At 60.5% G+C, this 14,927-nt stretch carries 12 protein-coding genes and 2 pseudogenes; 5 read left to right on the forward strand and 9 right to left on the reverse strand.

All coding sequences use genetic code 11. The annotated features are described in order from the left end of the window. Nucleotides 1-1,356: pseudogene (locus HY836_RS04365) on the reverse strand (efflux RND transporter permease subunit); the annotation flags it as partial. A 102-nt stretch (nt 1,357-1,458) separates the two neighbouring features. On the opposite strand from HY836_RS04365, the pseudogene HY836_RS04370 reads away from it, so the two are divergent. Both HY836_RS04370 and lspA read left to right on the forward strand, forming a co-directional pair. Then, nucleotides 1,459-1,761, forward strand: a pseudogene (locus HY836_RS04370) (hypothetical protein); the annotation flags it as partial. Continuing rightward, nucleotides 1,739-2,242 (forward strand): signal peptidase II, encoded by a 504-nt coding sequence (gene lspA / locus HY836_RS04375; RefSeq protein ID WP_256450025.1) that lies wholly within the window; start codon nt 1,739-1,741, stop codon nt 2,240-2,242. The pseudogene HY836_RS04370 and the gene lspA, both read left to right, overlap by 23 nt. Nucleotides 2,243-2,279: 37 nt before the next feature. Here lspA and HY836_RS04380 read toward each other — a convergent pair whose 3' ends face one another. Both HY836_RS04380 and HY836_RS04385 read right to left on the reverse strand, forming a co-directional pair. Beyond that, a complete protein-coding gene (locus HY836_RS04380; RefSeq protein ID WP_230179397.1) occupies nt 2,280-2,936 on the reverse strand; it encodes a bifunctional 2-polyprenyl-6-hydroxyphenol methylase/3-demethylubiquinol 3-O-methyltransferase UbiG in 657 nt (218 codons plus the stop codon). Between the two features lie 83 nt (nt 2,937-3,019). Further along, nucleotides 3,020-4,960, reverse strand: coding sequence for a cytochrome c/FTR1 family iron permease (locus tag HY836_RS04385; RefSeq protein ID WP_058088967.1), 1,941 nt, complete (start codon nt 4,958-4,960; stop codon nt 3,020-3,022). A gap of 85 nt (nt 4,961-5,045) precedes the next feature. Here HY836_RS04385 and cadR point away from each other — a divergent pair, with 85 nt between their 5' ends. Next, nucleotides 5,046-5,504, forward strand: a complete 459-nt coding sequence (cadR, locus tag HY836_RS04390; protein WP_230179396.1) for a Cd(II)/Pb(II)-responsive transcriptional regulator — start codon at nt 5,046-5,048, stop codon at nt 5,502-5,504. A 173-nt stretch (nt 5,505-5,677) separates the two neighbouring features. On the opposite strand, the gene HY836_RS04395 is transcribed toward cadR, so the two are convergent. Continuing rightward, nucleotides 5,678-6,451 carry a DUF1173 family protein gene (locus HY836_RS04395; protein ID WP_290673942.1) on the reverse strand — a complete coding sequence of 258 codons (774 nt, stop codon included), beginning with the start codon at nt 6,449-6,451 and terminating at the stop codon, nt 5,678-5,680. Between HY836_RS04395 and arsH the strand changes: the two genes are divergently transcribed. Beyond that, the gene (gene arsH, locus HY836_RS04400) at nt 6,335-6,919 is read left to right on the forward strand and encodes an arsenical resistance protein ArsH (protein ID WP_290673944.1); all 585 of its coding nucleotides are present in this window, start codon (nt 6,335-6,337) and stop codon (nt 6,917-6,919) included. The two genes, HY836_RS04395 and arsH, sit on opposite strands and share 117 nt — an antisense overlap. A 24-nt stretch (nt 6,920-6,943) precedes the next feature. Here the strand turns inward: arsH and HY836_RS04405 are convergent, their stop codons facing one another. The 5 genes from HY836_RS04405 to HY836_RS04425 all read right to left on the reverse strand — a co-directional run bounded on the left by HY836_RS04405 (nt 6,944) and on the right by HY836_RS04425 (nt 14,120). Continuing rightward, nucleotides 6,944-7,549: an MAPEG family protein gene (locus HY836_RS04405; RefSeq protein WP_230179392.1), complete on the reverse strand. Its 606-nt coding sequence runs from the start codon at nt 7,547-7,549 to the stop codon at nt 6,944-6,946. 214 nt (nt 7,550-7,763) lie between these two features. Next, nucleotides 7,764-10,949, reverse strand: coding sequence for a CusA/CzcA family heavy metal efflux RND transporter (locus tag HY836_RS04410; protein ID WP_230179391.1), 3,186 nt, complete (start codon nt 10,947-10,949; stop codon nt 7,764-7,766). Between the two features lie 13 nt (nt 10,950-10,962). Further along, nucleotides 10,963-12,279 (reverse strand): efflux RND transporter periplasmic adaptor subunit, encoded by a 1,317-nt coding sequence (locus HY836_RS04415; protein WP_230179390.1) that lies wholly within the window; start codon nt 12,277-12,279, stop codon nt 10,963-10,965. Between the two features lie 13 nt (nt 12,280-12,292). Further along, nucleotides 12,293-13,519, reverse strand: coding sequence for a TolC family protein (locus tag HY836_RS04420; protein WP_290673949.1), 1,227 nt, complete (start codon nt 13,517-13,519; stop codon nt 12,293-12,295). 202 nt (nt 13,520-13,721) lie between these two features. Further along, a complete protein-coding gene (locus HY836_RS04425) occupies nt 13,722-14,120 on the reverse strand; it encodes a hypothetical protein (protein ID WP_290673951.1) in 399 nt (132 codons plus the stop codon). A gap of 127 nt (nt 14,121-14,247) precedes the next feature. On the opposite strand from HY836_RS04425, the gene HY836_RS04430 reads away from it, so the two are divergent. Next, nucleotides 14,248-14,868: a cation transporter gene (locus HY836_RS04430; RefSeq protein WP_230179388.1), complete on the forward strand. Its 621-nt coding sequence runs from the start codon at nt 14,248-14,250 to the stop codon at nt 14,866-14,868. Nucleotides 14,869-14,927: the final 59 nt, after the last annotated feature.

Below are 14,927 nucleotides of genomic sequence, written 5' to 3' on the forward strand. Positions count from 1 at the left end.
GACGTTGCCAAACATGGCAAAGAGCAACAGGAAGACCAGCAACAAGGCCACGGGCACCACGATGGCCAGACGGCGCGAGGCCGATTGCAATTGCTCAAAGGTGCCGCCCCAGGTGGTCCAGTAACCGGCTGACACCTTGACCCCAGCTTCGATCTTGGCTTGCGCCTCACCCACAAAGCTGCCGATGTCCCGCCCGCGCACGTTGGCGGTTACGACCACACGTCGTTTGCCTTCTTCGCGGCTGATCTGGTTGGGGCCAGGGGTCAGGTCCATCGTGGCCACATCGCCCAGTCGGGCAAAGCCCTCGTGTTCACCCGCGGCGTTGGCGGGAAGACGAATGGGCAACTGCCCCAAAGCGTCCAGGTCGCTGCGCAGGTTTTCTGGCAGGCGCACCAGGATGTCGAACCGGCGATCCCCCTCGAACACCGCCCCTGCCTCGCGCCCACCCAGTGCCGTGGCCAGCGTGTCCTGAATGTCGCCCACGTTCAAGCCCAGGCGCCCAGCCTTCTCGCGGTCGATCTTCACAGATAGCATGGGCAGGCCGGTGGTTTGTTCTACCTTGACATCTTCGGCCCCAGGCACGGCCTCCAGCACCTTGGAGATCTGCTCCGCGGTTTCGTTGAGCGTGTCCATGTCATCGCCAAACACCTTGACGGCCACATCGCTGCGCACGCCTGATATCAACTCGTTGAAGCGCATCTGGATGGGCTGGGTGAACTCGTAGTTGTTGCCGGGTACCTTCATCACGGCCACCTGCAAGGCCTTGACCAGGTCATCCTTGGGCCGCTTGGGATCGGGCCATTGCTCACGTGGCTTGAGCATCACGAAGGTGTCAGCCACGCTGGGCGGCATCGGGTCGGTGGCGATCTCGGCCGTGCCAAGCTTGGCGAACACCGCCTCGACCTCAGGGAAGGCCTTGATGCTGCGCTCCAGTTGCGCTTGCATCTCGATGGCCTGGCTCAGGCTGGTACCTGGGATGCGCAGCGCGTGCAAAGCGATGTCGTGTTCGTCCAGGCTGGGGATGAACTCGCTGCCCATGCGGGTGGCCATCAACACGGCCAAGGCCACCGACACACCCGTGATGGTCAGCACCAGTGGCTGGCGGGACATGGCCTTGTCCAGCAGAGGCTCATAGCCGCGCTTGGCCCTGCCCATCAGGCGGTTTTCCTTCTCGCTGACCGAGCCCGTCAGGAACAGCGCAACGGCTGCCGGGACGAAGGTCATCGACAAGATCATGGCGCCCAACAAAGCCGCCACCACCGTGAAAGCCATGGGATGGAACATCTTGCCCTCAACACCCGTCAAGGCAAAGATGGGCAGCTAGACAATCATGATGCTCAACCGCCCGAGCAGTAGTCGCAGAATATCCCCCCTGTGCGCAAGGGATTTTCCAAGGCCTTGACTCTGAACCGGCTACAGGGTTTCAAATGTTGTCAAGGAGCACGCCATGACCATCACGCAGCAGGCACCGACACCGCCATTGAGACTGCTGACGTGGCCCTCATGCAAGACGACCTGCGCAAGTTGCCAGAGTTCATCGCTCTCCCCCATCGGGTAGGCAATGTGCTGAGAGCCAACATCGCCTTTGCCATCGGCACCAAGGCGGTGTCCATGGTCATGACCTTCACGGGACACGCCAGCTTGTGGCTGGCAATCCTGGCTGACATGGATGCGAGCCTGGTCGTGGTGTTCAACGGATTGCGCCTGCTCAGGCCTACAGCGAGAGGGATAAGGTCCAGTGACGATACGCCAAACAATTGATCCACGCGTTGCCCGCGCCTTCCTTGCAGCCGCATTCGTATTCTTGATCGACACCGCAAGCAAAGCTGCGGTGGTAGCTGCGCTCCCGTATGGCTCCAGCGAGCCTTGGCTCCCCGTGCTGAACATCGTTCACTGGCGGAACGAAGGTGCCGCTTTCAGCATCTTGCACGACGCAGGTGGATGGCAGCGCCTCTTCTTCAGCGCAGTGGCGGTGGCCGCCTCGATTGTTTTGGTCGTACTGATTCGGCGGCCTCAAACCGATCGTCCTCAGCGGCTGGCCTTCGGGCTTCTCCTAGGCGGTGCTTTAGGGAACCTGCTCGATCGGCTCGCTCGCGGGGCGGTGGTGGACTGGATTGATGTCAGGTGGCAGTCGTTCTACTGGCCAGCATTCAACGTCGCAGACATCGGCATCACCCTCGGTGCTGCCTTGATCGTCGTCTGTGAGTTGCGGGGAGGGAAAACGGAGACTTGGCCGCGTTGACGGGAGGTATGCCGACGGTCAGTGTCGTCCTGGCGCGCTATCGCACAGTGGCAATGACATTGATCCATACCGGCTGGTGCACCGCATCAGCCGAATTTCGCGACGCCCACAGTTCATTCACCGCCAACCCGGCGGCGTCAAGTGACCTGCGTATGTCGTCTTCTGAGTAGTAGACGTACAAACGGCCGTCCGGAAGAATCGCTTCGCCCTGCCCCTCCTGGACTGCCATGAAGAGTGTGCCGCCTCTTTTGAGGGCCCGGTTCAGGCAACGAAGCGCGGGGCGAAATGCGTCCCGGGGCAAGTGGAGCAATGAAGCACATGCCCATATCCCATCGAACCGATCTTCATAGCTGATGCTTTCGATCCGAGCGACCTCACATGGGGCGCCCGAATGCTGGGCCGCCATTTGCACGAGGGCTGTCGAGGCATCGATCCCCAACGCACAATGACCCCGGGAAAGAAAGAATTTGAGGTCCCGGCCGGAGCCGCAGCCGGCATCAAGGATGGAGGCCTTGGCCGGCAGATGTGACAGGAAGCGATCCAGGACGAACTGCGTCTGGGCACCGAAGGTCCATGAGAAGTATTCGACCGCATGGTCCTCGTAGAATCGGTTTGTCGACGCCACGGCAGCATCATGGCGAACGGAAGACCGAACGTCCTCACCAACTGGACCAATCAGCTTGTCGACAGACATCCCTGCCCCTTTCAATCTGTCCGGCGACGCCGCACCGAACTGCTGCCATCAGGACGACTATCGAGATCCAGGCGGCGGCTCAACTAAGCAGAGGCCAAGCGACGTGCCCGCACGCCATTGACTCCAAAGCCCAACAAGGCGGCGGTCAGCACGACGGCCTGGGCTACGTTGGTTTGAATTGTCGGAAAGATGCCCAGGATAGGCAAGCGCAGCCCGTCCACGGGCGTTGCCGCCAACCAGCCTGCTTCTTGGAGGCCAGAGATCCCCTTGCCGGCGAGCACAATCGCCAAGGCCGCCACGAGGAAGGAACTGAGCGCAAAGAACTGGCTGATCGGCATGCGGGCGCTGGTCTTCAGGAAGATGACCGCAATGATGGTCAGCAAAACCATGCCGATTCCTAGCCCGGCCAGCAGGGCCGAATCATTGCCGTCTGTTGCTAGAGCGGAGTAGAACAGCACCGTCTCGAAAACCTCGCGATACACAGCAATGAAGGCCAGTGCGAACAGCGCCCACGCCGATCGTCCAGTGAGCGCACTGGAGAGGCGTTCATTCAGATATGCCTGCCAACGTCCGGCGCTGCTCTTCTGGTGCATCCAGAGCCCTACGGACAGCAGGACGATGGCGGCAAAGAGCGACGACACGCCTTCCGTCACTTCTCGGCTTGCGCCACTGATGCTGACGACTCTGGTGGCCACCAGCCAGGTGGCCCCGCCTGCCAGAAGGGCGCCGATCCACCCTGCGTGAACGTAGCGCAAGGCCTCCGGCCGGTTCGACTTGCGCAGGAACGCCACCATGGCCACGATGATCAACAGAGCTTCCACACCTTCACGCAAAAGGATGGTCAAGGCTCCAACAAAAGTGGCCATCGCGTCGGCCCGCCCGCTTCCGAACTCAGCTTCTACCAGAACAAATAGGCCATCCAATCGGTTGGCATGCCGCAAGGCGGCCCCGATGTCGCCATGAGCAATGGCCGATCTGTATAGCTGCATGCTGCGCTCTACGTCCACCAGCAGTTCCTTGTTGCGGCTCTCTAGGCCCGCCTCAAGTGGCTCGAAGCCATCTAGATAGGCAGACAGCGCGAGTTGGGTCGCACCAGCATGGTCGCCCGCCTGCAGCGCCTCAACGCTGGATTTGAGCTGCTTGCGCGCCAGCGCGGTGCCGGATGAGCCGTCCGGGACGGAAAGCATCTGAGGGTTCGCACGCGTGTATGCCAACACCGCAGCGGCATCAGCAGGCGGCAGGGACTGTGCAAGGGTAACTTCTGACGCCGTTGCAAGGGCCTTCAAATTGGGTAGCGCCGCGCGTGAGCCTGGATCGTTTGCAAACAACTGTGCCCCCCGTTGGCGCACCTCTTCGTTGTAAGAAAGCGTTCCGACGTAAAACGCAAGGGCCCAGCGGTCCGCCTCATCCAGCTTGCTGAACTCTGGCATTGATGTGCCGGATACACCTTGCGTGACAACCTGGTAAAGCGCCATGACTGAGCGATGACGTGCCCGGTCGCCGTCAGTGAAATCGACAGGTTTGGGGTCCAACTGCCCCGCCAATGCGCCATCGCCAGCGCCAGTTGCCCCATGGCATGAAGCGCACTGTGCTTGGTAGAGGCGTTGTCCATTGAGAAGGTCGGGGACGGTTCTCGGTGCAACGGGTATAGGGTACGCCTTCAGGAGAAGGACGTTCGCGTCGCGGGCCAATATGGCAACGGCTGATGGCTCGGTCTTCGCTTGAACTGCATTTTGCAGACGCTGGATCAACGCCTGAAGCTGAGCAAGCGACGGGTGAGGTGGGAGCGCGGCAGCGTGCTTGACGGAATTCTGGGCGAATTCGATCATTTCCGCGTATTCCGCCTCACTGACCACTGCACCACCGCTCACCGCGCCAGCATAGTCAACGGCGATGTAGTCCAGCAGCTGCCAAAGCTGTCGCGCCTTCGCTTCTTCCGTCGGCTGCGCGGCATGACTTAGATGAGCAAAGAGCATCCAAACTGCTGTAACAGTGCAAAAGCACAAACGTTTGAAGAATTCCATTTCGGGCAGACGCGTATTCAGACCCGCGCGATTATTAACCCTGAAGTAGGTGTAGAGTCAACTGTGAATTCGATGAGGAGTAGATATGAAGATTGGTGAACTGGCGGAGCGAGCAGGCGTTCAGGTTGAAACCATCCGCTTCTATGAGCGTGAAGGCCTTTTGCAAGCTGCTGCCAGAAGCGCTGGCAACTATCGCATCTATGAAAGCCTACACGTTCAGCGGCTGGCATTCATTCGCCACTGCCGATCACTCGACATGACGCTGGATGAGGTTCGCGTCCTGCTGCGGCTGACTGACTCTCCCGACGAGAGTTGTGCCGAGGTCAACCAGATCTTGGACGCTCATATAGGGCAAGTCAGCCAGAGAATTAAGGAACTGCGCTTGCTTGAACTGGAACTCAAACAGTTGCGCAGTCAATGTCGCCAGGGCACGGACGCGAAGGACTGCGCCATCCTTAGTGAGATCTCCAGAAAGGCCCCGGGCGGTAAGCCGCATCGCAATGGGAAGGTGGGACAGCAGGAGTCCGCCCGCCAACCGGGCTAACACTAACCGCTACCTTGGAGCTTCGTTCTGGCGAAGCTGAGCCAGCCAGGTTCGCTCATAGCCAACCTTGCGATCTGTTGCCTCACTCAATAGGCTCAGCCAAGCCGAACCAACACATCGACGCGACGCCTGGACGGCCTCGCTTACCTGCGCTCCGACGGTCCCGCCAGCATTTAATGCAACCCGGTTGGTGGCGACGGCAAGGCTGGCACCAGCCCATCGCCCGACCATGCCCATGCCGGACATTGGCTTCCATTTGCCGCCCGCTCCTTCTCCGTGCGCTCTTTTGGCGACATGAACGGGCTGATCAAATGCAGAGGGACTGGATCGGGCCCTGCATCCAGCAGCAAGGCGTTGGGAAAGGCCGCCACGCTCTTGGCGTCATAGCGCAGTGGTTTGATGAAGCGACGATGCTGTGCCACCAGCGCCTGCACCAGTGCCAATTCATAGACTCTTTCCACGGGGATCCACTGTTCACTGGCCAGCATGAAACTGGCCGCATCGATTTCATACGTGTGTTCCCGCCGCGACCGGATCAGTGCCGCCATCACCAGACGCACCTTGTATCCGCTGTCGGCATCCCGGGCTTCGAACAAGGGCGCGAACACGCGCTCGATGCGTTCCCAGGTCTTGCTTGCCACCAGCAGTGGCGCATCCGGCATGTGCTTGATCCATACACGCCGCCCAAAGGCCGTGGCATCGCTCGCCTTGAACTCACCCATCACGATCGCCAGCGGGCTGTGCCCCTCATGGGGCCGGAGAATGGACAACTTGTCACGGCGCCGGATCGCAGCCGCAGCCTTGTTGGCTTCATTGAATGACTCAGGCACATGGAGACGTTCACTCAGCGGAACGCCCTTGACGAGCACGTCCTCTGCTGCCGCCAGCAAGTATTTGTGAACAACCCAACGGATTTGCCGCTGCCGGACAACGCGCCCGAGACCCATCCCAAGGTGCAGACGCTTCGCGAGTTGGCGCAATGGTCCGAGGGGACGGTCTGGTGCTCGCCCGAACGACATGGCGCCATGACCGGCATCATGAAGGCCCAGATCGATTGGATTCCACTGAGCGTCGGATCGGTCAGGCCCACTCAAGGCAAGACCCTTGCCGTGATGGAAGTATCGGGCGGTTCGCAGTCCTTCAATGCCGTCAACCAAATGCGCATTCTTGGCCGGTGGATGCGCATGATCACGATCCCCAATCAATCGTCGGTGGCCAAAGCCTTTCTGGAATTCGATGAGGCGGGCCGCATGAAACCATCGGCGTACTACGAGCGCGTGGTGGACGTGATGGAGGAATTGATGAAGTTCACGCTGCTCACCCGCGACGTTGCACCCTACCTCGTCGATCGCTACAGCGAGCGCAAGGAAAGCGCGGCGGAGTTGTCCAGGCGAGTCAACCAAGCCGCGCTGTAGTCTTGACGGCAAGGTGTTGGCGCCTCAGTGCAGGACCCTCCTGATGACCAACACGATCGCCAATCCCAAACCAGCTAAGGACGGCAGTACCGTGGTCACCATGCCGAAGCTGCGCGCGCCCGCGCCTTTGGGATAGCCATGCAAAAAGGCTCCCCTGCCAATTGCAAAGAGCATCACGGCCGCAGGAATGCAGAACAACGCGTCTCCCGTCACCAGGGTTGCCAGCGTCACATGCACCCCAATGGCCACGACACACTGTTCCAGCGTGTTCTGCAGAAATGCCACCTTGATGGCAATGCGGGGACTGGGGGGCGCGAACGCCGATCCCCGGTTGTCCTCTGCACTTTGGTACCTCCCTGAGGACACCATGCGCACGCTGATCAACAGCCAGAGCAACACGAACACATCGCATTGCAACGCAAAGGCGATGCGCTCGGACATGGCGACGGGTGGCTGGAAGTAATGCGGCAACCAGAACCAAGCCCCTACCACCATAGCCATGCACAACAACCCAGCCAGCAAAGCGTTGCGCAGGATGAGACGCTGCTCACGCCGGATGTCCACCCCCTGTTCGCTGGCCTCGGCCGCCGATGCTTCGGACTTGCATGAATGTCTCCCGAGTTCACTCATCAGGACACTCCCGGCCAAGTTGCACAGCGTTCATTTGACAACTTCGGCCGCTGCCAGACGGCCGTCGTACACGCGCCTATACCGGCGCGAACGCCTCTCTGAGCAGAGGAAAGTGGATGCGCGCACCCACACGCCGAATGCGCCTTCAGATGCCACATCATCCAGATGAACCGCCTCACATCGCGCGCCAGACAATCCGTGCCACTGTGCCGGGTCACACCGCCTGCCCTATTGCCCGCCCGTGTTCGCTGTCGTTCTCCTCTTCATCATCACGCCTGTGGACCAGGCGATAGAGCACGGGCAGCACCAGCAAAGTCAAAGCCGTCGATGAAAGGATGCCGCCGATCACCACGGTGGCCAGGGGCCGCTGCACTTCGGCTCCCGTTCCGGTCGCCAATGCCATTGGCACGAAGCCCAGTGAAGCAACCAGCGCAGTCATCAGGACCGGCCTCAGACGTGTCAGCGCACCCTCGCGGACAGCAGCGTCCATTCCCATGCCGTTTTCTCGTAGGCTGCGAATGAACGAGATCATCACCAGGCCGTTCAATACCGCCACGCCCGACAGAGCAATGAAGCCGACAGCCGCTGAGATCGACAGCGGTATGTCTCGCAGCCACAGAGCCGCCACGCCACCGGTCAATGCGAATGGGATCCCGGTAAAAACCAGCAGCCCGTCCTTGACGTTGCCAAAAACAGCGAATAGCAGGATGAAGACAAGGGCGAGCGCTACGGGTACGACGACCGTCAGACGCTGGGCAGCCGCTTGCAGATTCTCATACTGCCCGCCCCACTCGAGCCAATAGCCGGCCGGTGGCCGCGCCTTAGCCTGGATCTGTGTTTGCGCGTCCACAACGAAGGAGCCCAGATCTCGACCCCGTACATTGGCGCTGACCACAACGCGCCGCTTGCCGTTCTCCCTGCTGACTTGATTCGGCCCCGGCTTGAGCTCCAATTGAGCGACCTCGGACAACGGCACATACGCCGGCCGGGCCACTTTTCCGCTCCGATCGTCTTGTGGCAACGGGACTGGCAGGCGCATCAATGCCGCTAGGTCGCTGCGCATGGCGTCCGGTAGTCTGACAACAATATCGAATCGTCGGTCGCCCTCAAACAGCGTTCCGGCCCCACGCCCTGCCAGAGCGGTTGACAGGACATCTTGGACTTCAAAGACGCTGAGCCCCAAACGTGCGGCGCGCTCCCGGTCAATCGCCACCGTGAGGACAGGAAGGCCGGTGGTCTGCTCCACCTTGACTTCACTCGCGCCCTCAACTTGGCGCAACACCCCTGCGATGCGCTCGGCCTGAGCGTTCAGTACGTCCATGTCGTCGCCGAACACCTTCACCGCCACATCGCTGCGCACACCAGAGATCAGCTCATTGAATCGCATCTGGATCGGCTGGGAGAATTCGTAGGCGTTGCCCGGGATGCTCTCGACCGTCGCCTGAATGGCCGAGAGCAGCTCTTCGCGGCTCTTGCGCGGCTCTGGCCATTGATCCATTGGCTTGAGCATCACATAGCCATCCGAAACGTTCTGCGGCATCGGGTCGGTGGCCACTTCGGCAGTGCCTGTGCGGGCAAAGACGCGCTCGATCTCGCCGAACTTCGCCTTAAGGGTCCTCTCTATTTGCTGCTGCATCTCCACCGACTGGGTAAGGCTGGTCGCGGGGACGCGCAACGCCTGCAACGCGAAGTCGCCCTCGTTGAGGCTCGGCACGAACTCGCTGCCAAGCTTCGTTGCTGCCACACTCGCCAGCACCACCAAGCATGTCGCCGCCGTGATAACGATGGCGGCATTGCCCAGCGCCTTGTCGAGCAAAACTTTGTAGCCGCGCTTGCTGGCCCGAAGCAGCCCGTTCTCTTTCTCCGAAACTTTCTCGCCAATGAAGAGCGCGACAGCCGCAGGCACGAACGTGACCGACAGCAGCATTGCAGCGGCCAGGGCGAAAACGACCGTGAGCGCCATCGGATGGAACATCTTCCCTTCCACCCCGGAGAGCGCAAAGATGGGGAGGTACACCACCATGATGATGAGTTGCCCAAAGATGAGCGGCCGACGCGCCTCTTGCGAGGCAGCGAATACCTCATGGAAACGCTCGGGCAAGGTGAGTACCCGCCCTTTGTGGGACTGCGCGTGCGCGAGACGCCGCACACAGTTCTCTACGATGACCACGGCACCGTCCACGATGATGCCGAAATCCAATGCCCCCAAACTCATCAGATTGGCGCTGACCTTCTGAGTCACCATCCCGGTAAAGGTAAACAACATGGCAAGCGGAATGACCATTGCAGTGATCAGTGCCGCCCTCAGATTGCCCAGGAAAGCAAAGAGCACGGCAATCACCAGGATCGCACCTTCCAACAGGTTCTTTCTCACCGTGTCGATGGCCTTGTCCACCAGATGCGTCCGGTCATAGACGGTGATGGCATGAACGCCAGCAGGCAGGCTCTGCTTGACCTGGGCCATCTTCTCGGCAACCGCTTGCGCAACGGCGCGGCTGTTTTCGCCCATGAGCATGAACGCCGTGCCCAGCACGACTTCCCGGCCGTTGTCGGTGGCCGCACCCGTTCGCAGCTCCCGGCCAATGCCCACGGTTGCCACGTCTCCGATGCGAATTGGGCTTCCATCGACCGCTTTCACGACAATGTTGGCAATGTCTTCAGTCGATGCGACTTGCCCAGGAGCGCGCACCAAGTATTGCTCGCCGCTCTTCTCGATGTAGCCGGCGCCAACATTCCCATTGTTTCGCTCGATGGCCGCGACAAGGTCGGATAGACCTAAACCGAACGAGGACAGCTTGGCAGGATCCGGCGCAACCAAGTATTCCTTGCTAAAGCCCCCAATGGAGTTGATTTCGGCAACGCCTCGCACGTTGCGCAACTGTGGTTTGATGATCCAGTCTTGGATCTCCCGGAGATCCGTCGGCGTGTAGGGGCTGCCGTCCGGCTTCTTGGCGCCCTCATCGGCTTCCACCGTCCACATGAAGATCTCCCCCAGCCCTGTGGAGATCGGGCCCATCTCGGGCGTGATACTTTCCGGAAGACTTTCACGAGCCTGCGCTAGCCGCTCCGAGATGAGCTGCCGGGCAAAGTAGATGTCCGTGCCTTCTTCGAACACCACGGTGACCTGCGAGAGTCCATAGCGCGACAGTGATCGGGTTTGGACCATCCGCGGAAGACCCGCCATGGCCGTCTCAACCGGAAAGGTGATGCGCTGTTCAGCCTCAAGCGGAGAATAACCAGACGCGGCGGTATTGATCTGCACCTGGACGTTCGTGATGTCTGGTACGGCGTCAATGGGCAGCCTTGTGTAGCTGTATGCGCCCAGCCCTCCGATCGCGAAGACGGCGAGCAAGACAAGCCATCGATGCTCGATGGCAAAGCGAATGATGCGTTCAAACATGGTCAGTCCTGCCTTAGTCTTCGTCTTCAACGCTGCTCTTGCCGATGTCAGCCTTGAGCACGAAGCTGTTGACCGCCACATAGGACTGCCCAGCGGTAAGGCCACCCAATATCTCTGTGGTCTGGCCATCCGTACGACCCAGCTTGACCGGCGTTGCTTTGAAGCCGTCACTGCCTGAGACAAAGACCACCGCCTTGTCGTCCATCATCTGGATCGCTGTCGATCGCACGCTTACGGGTACTTGCGTCTGGCTGGCCAAGACACTGACGGTGACGAAGAGGCCGGGGCGCCAGGCGCCCCCTGGATTCGCGAGCGTGACACGTGCCACGGCAGAGCGAGTCTGTTCCCCCAGCAGGTTGCCCACATAGGTGATCTTGCCGTTAGACACGGCTTGCGAGCCAGCCGCCTTGACGACCGCAGGAAGCCCGACGCGCACCTTGTCGAGGTCTTTGGGACTGACGTTCACGTCCGCCCACACCGTAGAGAGGTCTGAGACAACGAACACTGTCGCGTCTTCCTTGACGGCCTCACCCAATGCCAGACGCTTCTCAACAACCGTGCCGTCAAAAGGCGCGCGCAACTCATAGCGGCTCAAGCTAGTGTTGCCTTTCACATTGCCGGATTGCTGCACCCCCAACGCGCTGAGCTTCTGCTCAGCGTTCCGTTGCTGAATCTCTGCTTCCCGCAGTGCTTGCTGAGCCTGAAGAAGGTCTTGCTCGGCCGAGATCTTCTGCTCCCAGAGTGTCTTCTCCCGCTGGTACATGACGCGCGCTGCCGCTGCTCGCTCGCGCGCTGCCAGCGCCTCAGAACGCAAATCGGACAGGTCAGGGCTTGACAGTACCGCCAAGACCTGCCCCTTGCGCACGTTCTGGCCCAGGTTCACAAGAACGGCGTCGACAACGCCAGCCACCCGAGGTGTCACCTGCGCTGTTCGATCGGCATTGGATCGGACCTCCCCCGGGAAATCCTGACCGGTCCGAATCACTGCCGCCTGCGCCTTGTCCAATTGAATTCCGCTGGCCTTGAGCTGCTCGGGAGTGAGCTTTACGGTGTCGCTTTCACCATGCTCCTCATGTTCAGACGCCTCAGCTTCGCGTGACTCCTTTCCTCCAGAGGGCTGCGCCGATCCGTCCGGCTTGCTTTCCTGGGACGCTTCCCGCTCCTCGGATTCGGAATTCTTCTCAGTTTCCCCTTCCTGCTTACGCTCAGCGTGTTCTGCGTGCTCTTCGCCGCCAGCAGCGGCCGGCGGATTGCGGTTCCAGACAACAAAGAGGGCCGCTGCGGTGGCCAGCAGCATGCCAACGATGATGGTTACTTGTTTACGGGTCATGTTGTCACTCGGTTCATTGCGTCGTAACGGGAGCGGTACGGGCCATTCCCAAGATGCGGCCAAGGTCGATGGCCGCACGCTGGCTTTCAGCCACAGCTTTGAGATGCTGAGCACGCGCTTGAAAGAGGCTGCGCTGGGCATCAAGCACGTCCAGGAACGTGAACTTCCCCAGCGCGAACCCATTGGTCGCTGCGTCATAGGCGCTTTGGGCCTTGGGGAGCAATTCGCGCTCGATCATCAGTGCCTGCTTGCGGGCGCTCTGAGCCTGTGCGAGGGCAACGTGTGCCCCGGCCCTTAGGCGTGAGACTGTCGCTTGCAAGGCATAGCGGGCTTGATCCTCGCGGGCGAGCGCCTCCTGCAGATTGCCCTGATTGCGGTCGAACATGGGCAAGGGAATGGAAACGCCAATCAATGGCTGATTACGCCCGATCTCGTTGTTCCGCTGTACTCCCAGCCCGACAGTGATGTCCGGCATGGCGCGGCTGCGCTCGACATCCACCAGTGCTTGTCGCCGCGCAACCTCCAGCCTTGCTTCCACCACTTCCGGGGCCGCCTCTATGCGTTCCTCCAAAGAAACAGTGGCGACTTCCTCAGGGACGTGCAGTACCCCTTCGAGAGGTGGAAGCAACGCTTCCATCGCGCCCCAATGCGCGGCCAGACGGGTACGTGCAACTTGCAACTCCACCTGCGCCTGTGCCAGTTCGAGGTCAACACCGGATGCGGCAAGGCGGGCCCTCGTCTCATCGACAGGTGACACCTTGCCGGCGGCGACTCGTTTCGCAGCAGCATCCGTGGCCTGCCGCGCTAATTGCGACAAAGCGTTCGCCTGGTCTAGACGTGCCTGTGCCGCAAGCGCTTCCCAGAAGCTTGCGCTGACCTCGGCGCCGATCTTTGCCTGCAGTCCCTCAAGTCGCGCCTGCGCAATCGCGCGCCCTTGGTGTGCAGCCATCACGCGAGCCTGACGCTTGCCACCCAGTTCCAGACGCTGGCTCACTTGAACTGCCGTGGTACGAGTACGACGTTGGGTGTCCTCGATCGAGGCTGCGAACTCCGGGTTGGGCATCAAGCCCGCTTGCTCTTCAGCGCCCTGCGCGGCGGCGACTTCCGCCCGCGTTGCTGCCAATTCAGGACTTCTTTCCAGTGCAAGGGCAACCGCCCTCGCCAGCGTCAGGGGAACGCTTGGGGAAGCGGCCGCGGGGTTTGAGGCGACAGTTGGGAGTACTGAATGCGGCTGGGTCATCTCCGCTCGCGCAACGACGCAAGAGACGAGCGCAGCAAGTGCCAGTGCCGTGCGTTGAACTGTCAGAGTTGAAGGACGACGCGTTTGGCGCCCTCCGAAGGGATATGTCATCGAATTCTCCAATGTATGGATAGAACTCGACGAGTCGCAGGGCCGCGCGGAGCGCGCCTATTCTTGGGAAAGGGAAAGCCGACTCGTCGAACTAGAGCGAGTCGGCCCATTTGGGCCGCTCCAGCGCAGCAGGCTGGAACGACGTGTAGTTCACGATAGGCGTGGCAAACAACAGCGCACCAACCATCGGTGGCTTGAGCTTGAAATCAAGCTCCATCAGATGCGCTTTCCCTAAATGGCACATTCCGCAGTCTGCTTCAGGCTGTGCGGAGTTGTGAGCGTCCGTCTGCGATCCCTGCCGCCCGCCCTTGTCATCCAACGACGTAGTGCCAGATGCGCCTTTCGCGGCGTCAACTTCGTGCTTGCAGGAATGATGTCCGACATGTGTCGCCGATCGCCCAGTTTCGTGCTGGCAATTGCTCGCCATCGCCGCCCAACTGAAATGGAGAGGCACCAATACCAGCAAGATGAGGGCAATCAATCGGCGCATAGAACGGAAGTATAGGGGAAAGGATGATGGTCGCGTACCCCTTGACTCTCTACTGGGTACAGGGTTTCAAATGCCTCACCAAGATTTAAATTGGCCCATTGGTCCGCTGCCCTTGGAGGGAATACTGATGAGTAACGACGACGATCATGGCCTGGACGGCCGACAGGCTTCGGACAGGCGCATTCTCTGGCAGGTACTCATGATCAACCTTGCTCAATGTATCGCCGGATTCGCCGTGGGCGCGTGGGCGTCCTCGACGGCCGTGATGGGAGCAGCGCTTGATAACCTTGCCGACGCCTCTGTCTATGGCGTGAGCCTTTACGCTGTTGGCCGCTCAGCCGCCATCAAAGCAAGGGCAGCTCGCCTGTCTGGCTGGCTCCTGATCGGGCTCGCAGTGTTGATGCTCAGCGAAGTCCTGCGGCGCTTCTTCGGGGGCGAAGCGCCTCTTGGACCGGCCATGATGACCATGGCGGCGGTCAATGCCGGCATGAACCTGTTCTGCCTGAGGCTCCTCAAGCGACACAAGGGCAAGGACGTCAACTTCAAAGCATCCTCGATCTTCACAAGCAACGATTCGATCGTGAACCTGGCCATCGTCGCATCGGGTGCGCTGGTGATGTGGCTTGGTTCGAACTTGCCGGATCTGATTCTTGGAATGGTGGTGAGCGCCATCGCGTTCAAAGGTGGCCGAGAGATCCTTGCCGAAGCGCGCGAAAGCACTCAGGTTGACGAGGCAGACGCCTCTTAGACGTTGCGAGGTGGCGACGAATTGACTAATTTACTACTTGACCCTGGAGTTGGTGCAGC

Origin of the sequence: Aquabacterium sp., from assembly GCF_016234775.1 — a bacterium.
Taxonomy (GTDB): domain Bacteria; phylum Pseudomonadota; class Gammaproteobacteria; order Burkholderiales; family Burkholderiaceae_C; genus Aquabacterium.

Coding starts and splice junctions, on each gene's coding strand:
- HY836_RS04380 (WP_230179397.1), bottom strand. CDS start 2,936: ATGTCTGTCGACAAGCTGATTGGTCCAGTTGGTGAGGACGTTCGGTCT.
- HY836_RS04385 (WP_058088967.1), bottom strand. CDS start 4,960: ATGGAATTCTTCAAACGTTTGTGCTTTTGCACTGTTACAGCAGTTTGG.
- cadR (WP_230179396.1), top strand. CDS start 5,046: ATGAAGATTGGTGAACTGGCGGAGCGAGCAGGCGTTCAGGTTGAAACC.
- arsH (WP_290673944.1), top strand. CDS start 6,335: ATGGAGACGTTCACTCAGCGGAACGCCCTTGACGAGCACGTCCTCTGC.
- HY836_RS04395 (WP_290673942.1), bottom strand. CDS start 6,451: ATGGGTCTCGGGCGCGTTGTCCGGCAGCGGCAAATCCGTTGGGTTGTT.
- HY836_RS04405 (WP_230179392.1), bottom strand. CDS start 7,549: ATGAGTGAACTCGGGAGACATTCATGCAAGTCCGAAGCATCGGCGGCC.
- HY836_RS04410 (WP_230179391.1), bottom strand. CDS start 10,949: ATGTTTGAACGCATCATTCGCTTTGCCATCGAGCATCGATGGCTTGTC.
- HY836_RS04415 (WP_230179390.1), bottom strand. CDS start 12,279: ATGACCCGTAAACAAGTAACCATCATCGTTGGCATGCTGCTGGCCACC.
- HY836_RS04420 (WP_290673949.1), bottom strand. CDS start 13,519: ATGACCCAGCCGCATTCAGTACTCCCAACTGTCGCCTCAAACCCCGCG.
- HY836_RS04425 (WP_290673951.1), bottom strand. CDS start 14,120: ATGCGCCGATTGATTGCCCTCATCTTGCTGGTATTGGTGCCTCTCCAT.
- HY836_RS04430 (WP_230179388.1), top strand. CDS start 14,248: ATGAGTAACGACGACGATCATGGCCTGGACGGCCGACAGGCTTCGGAC.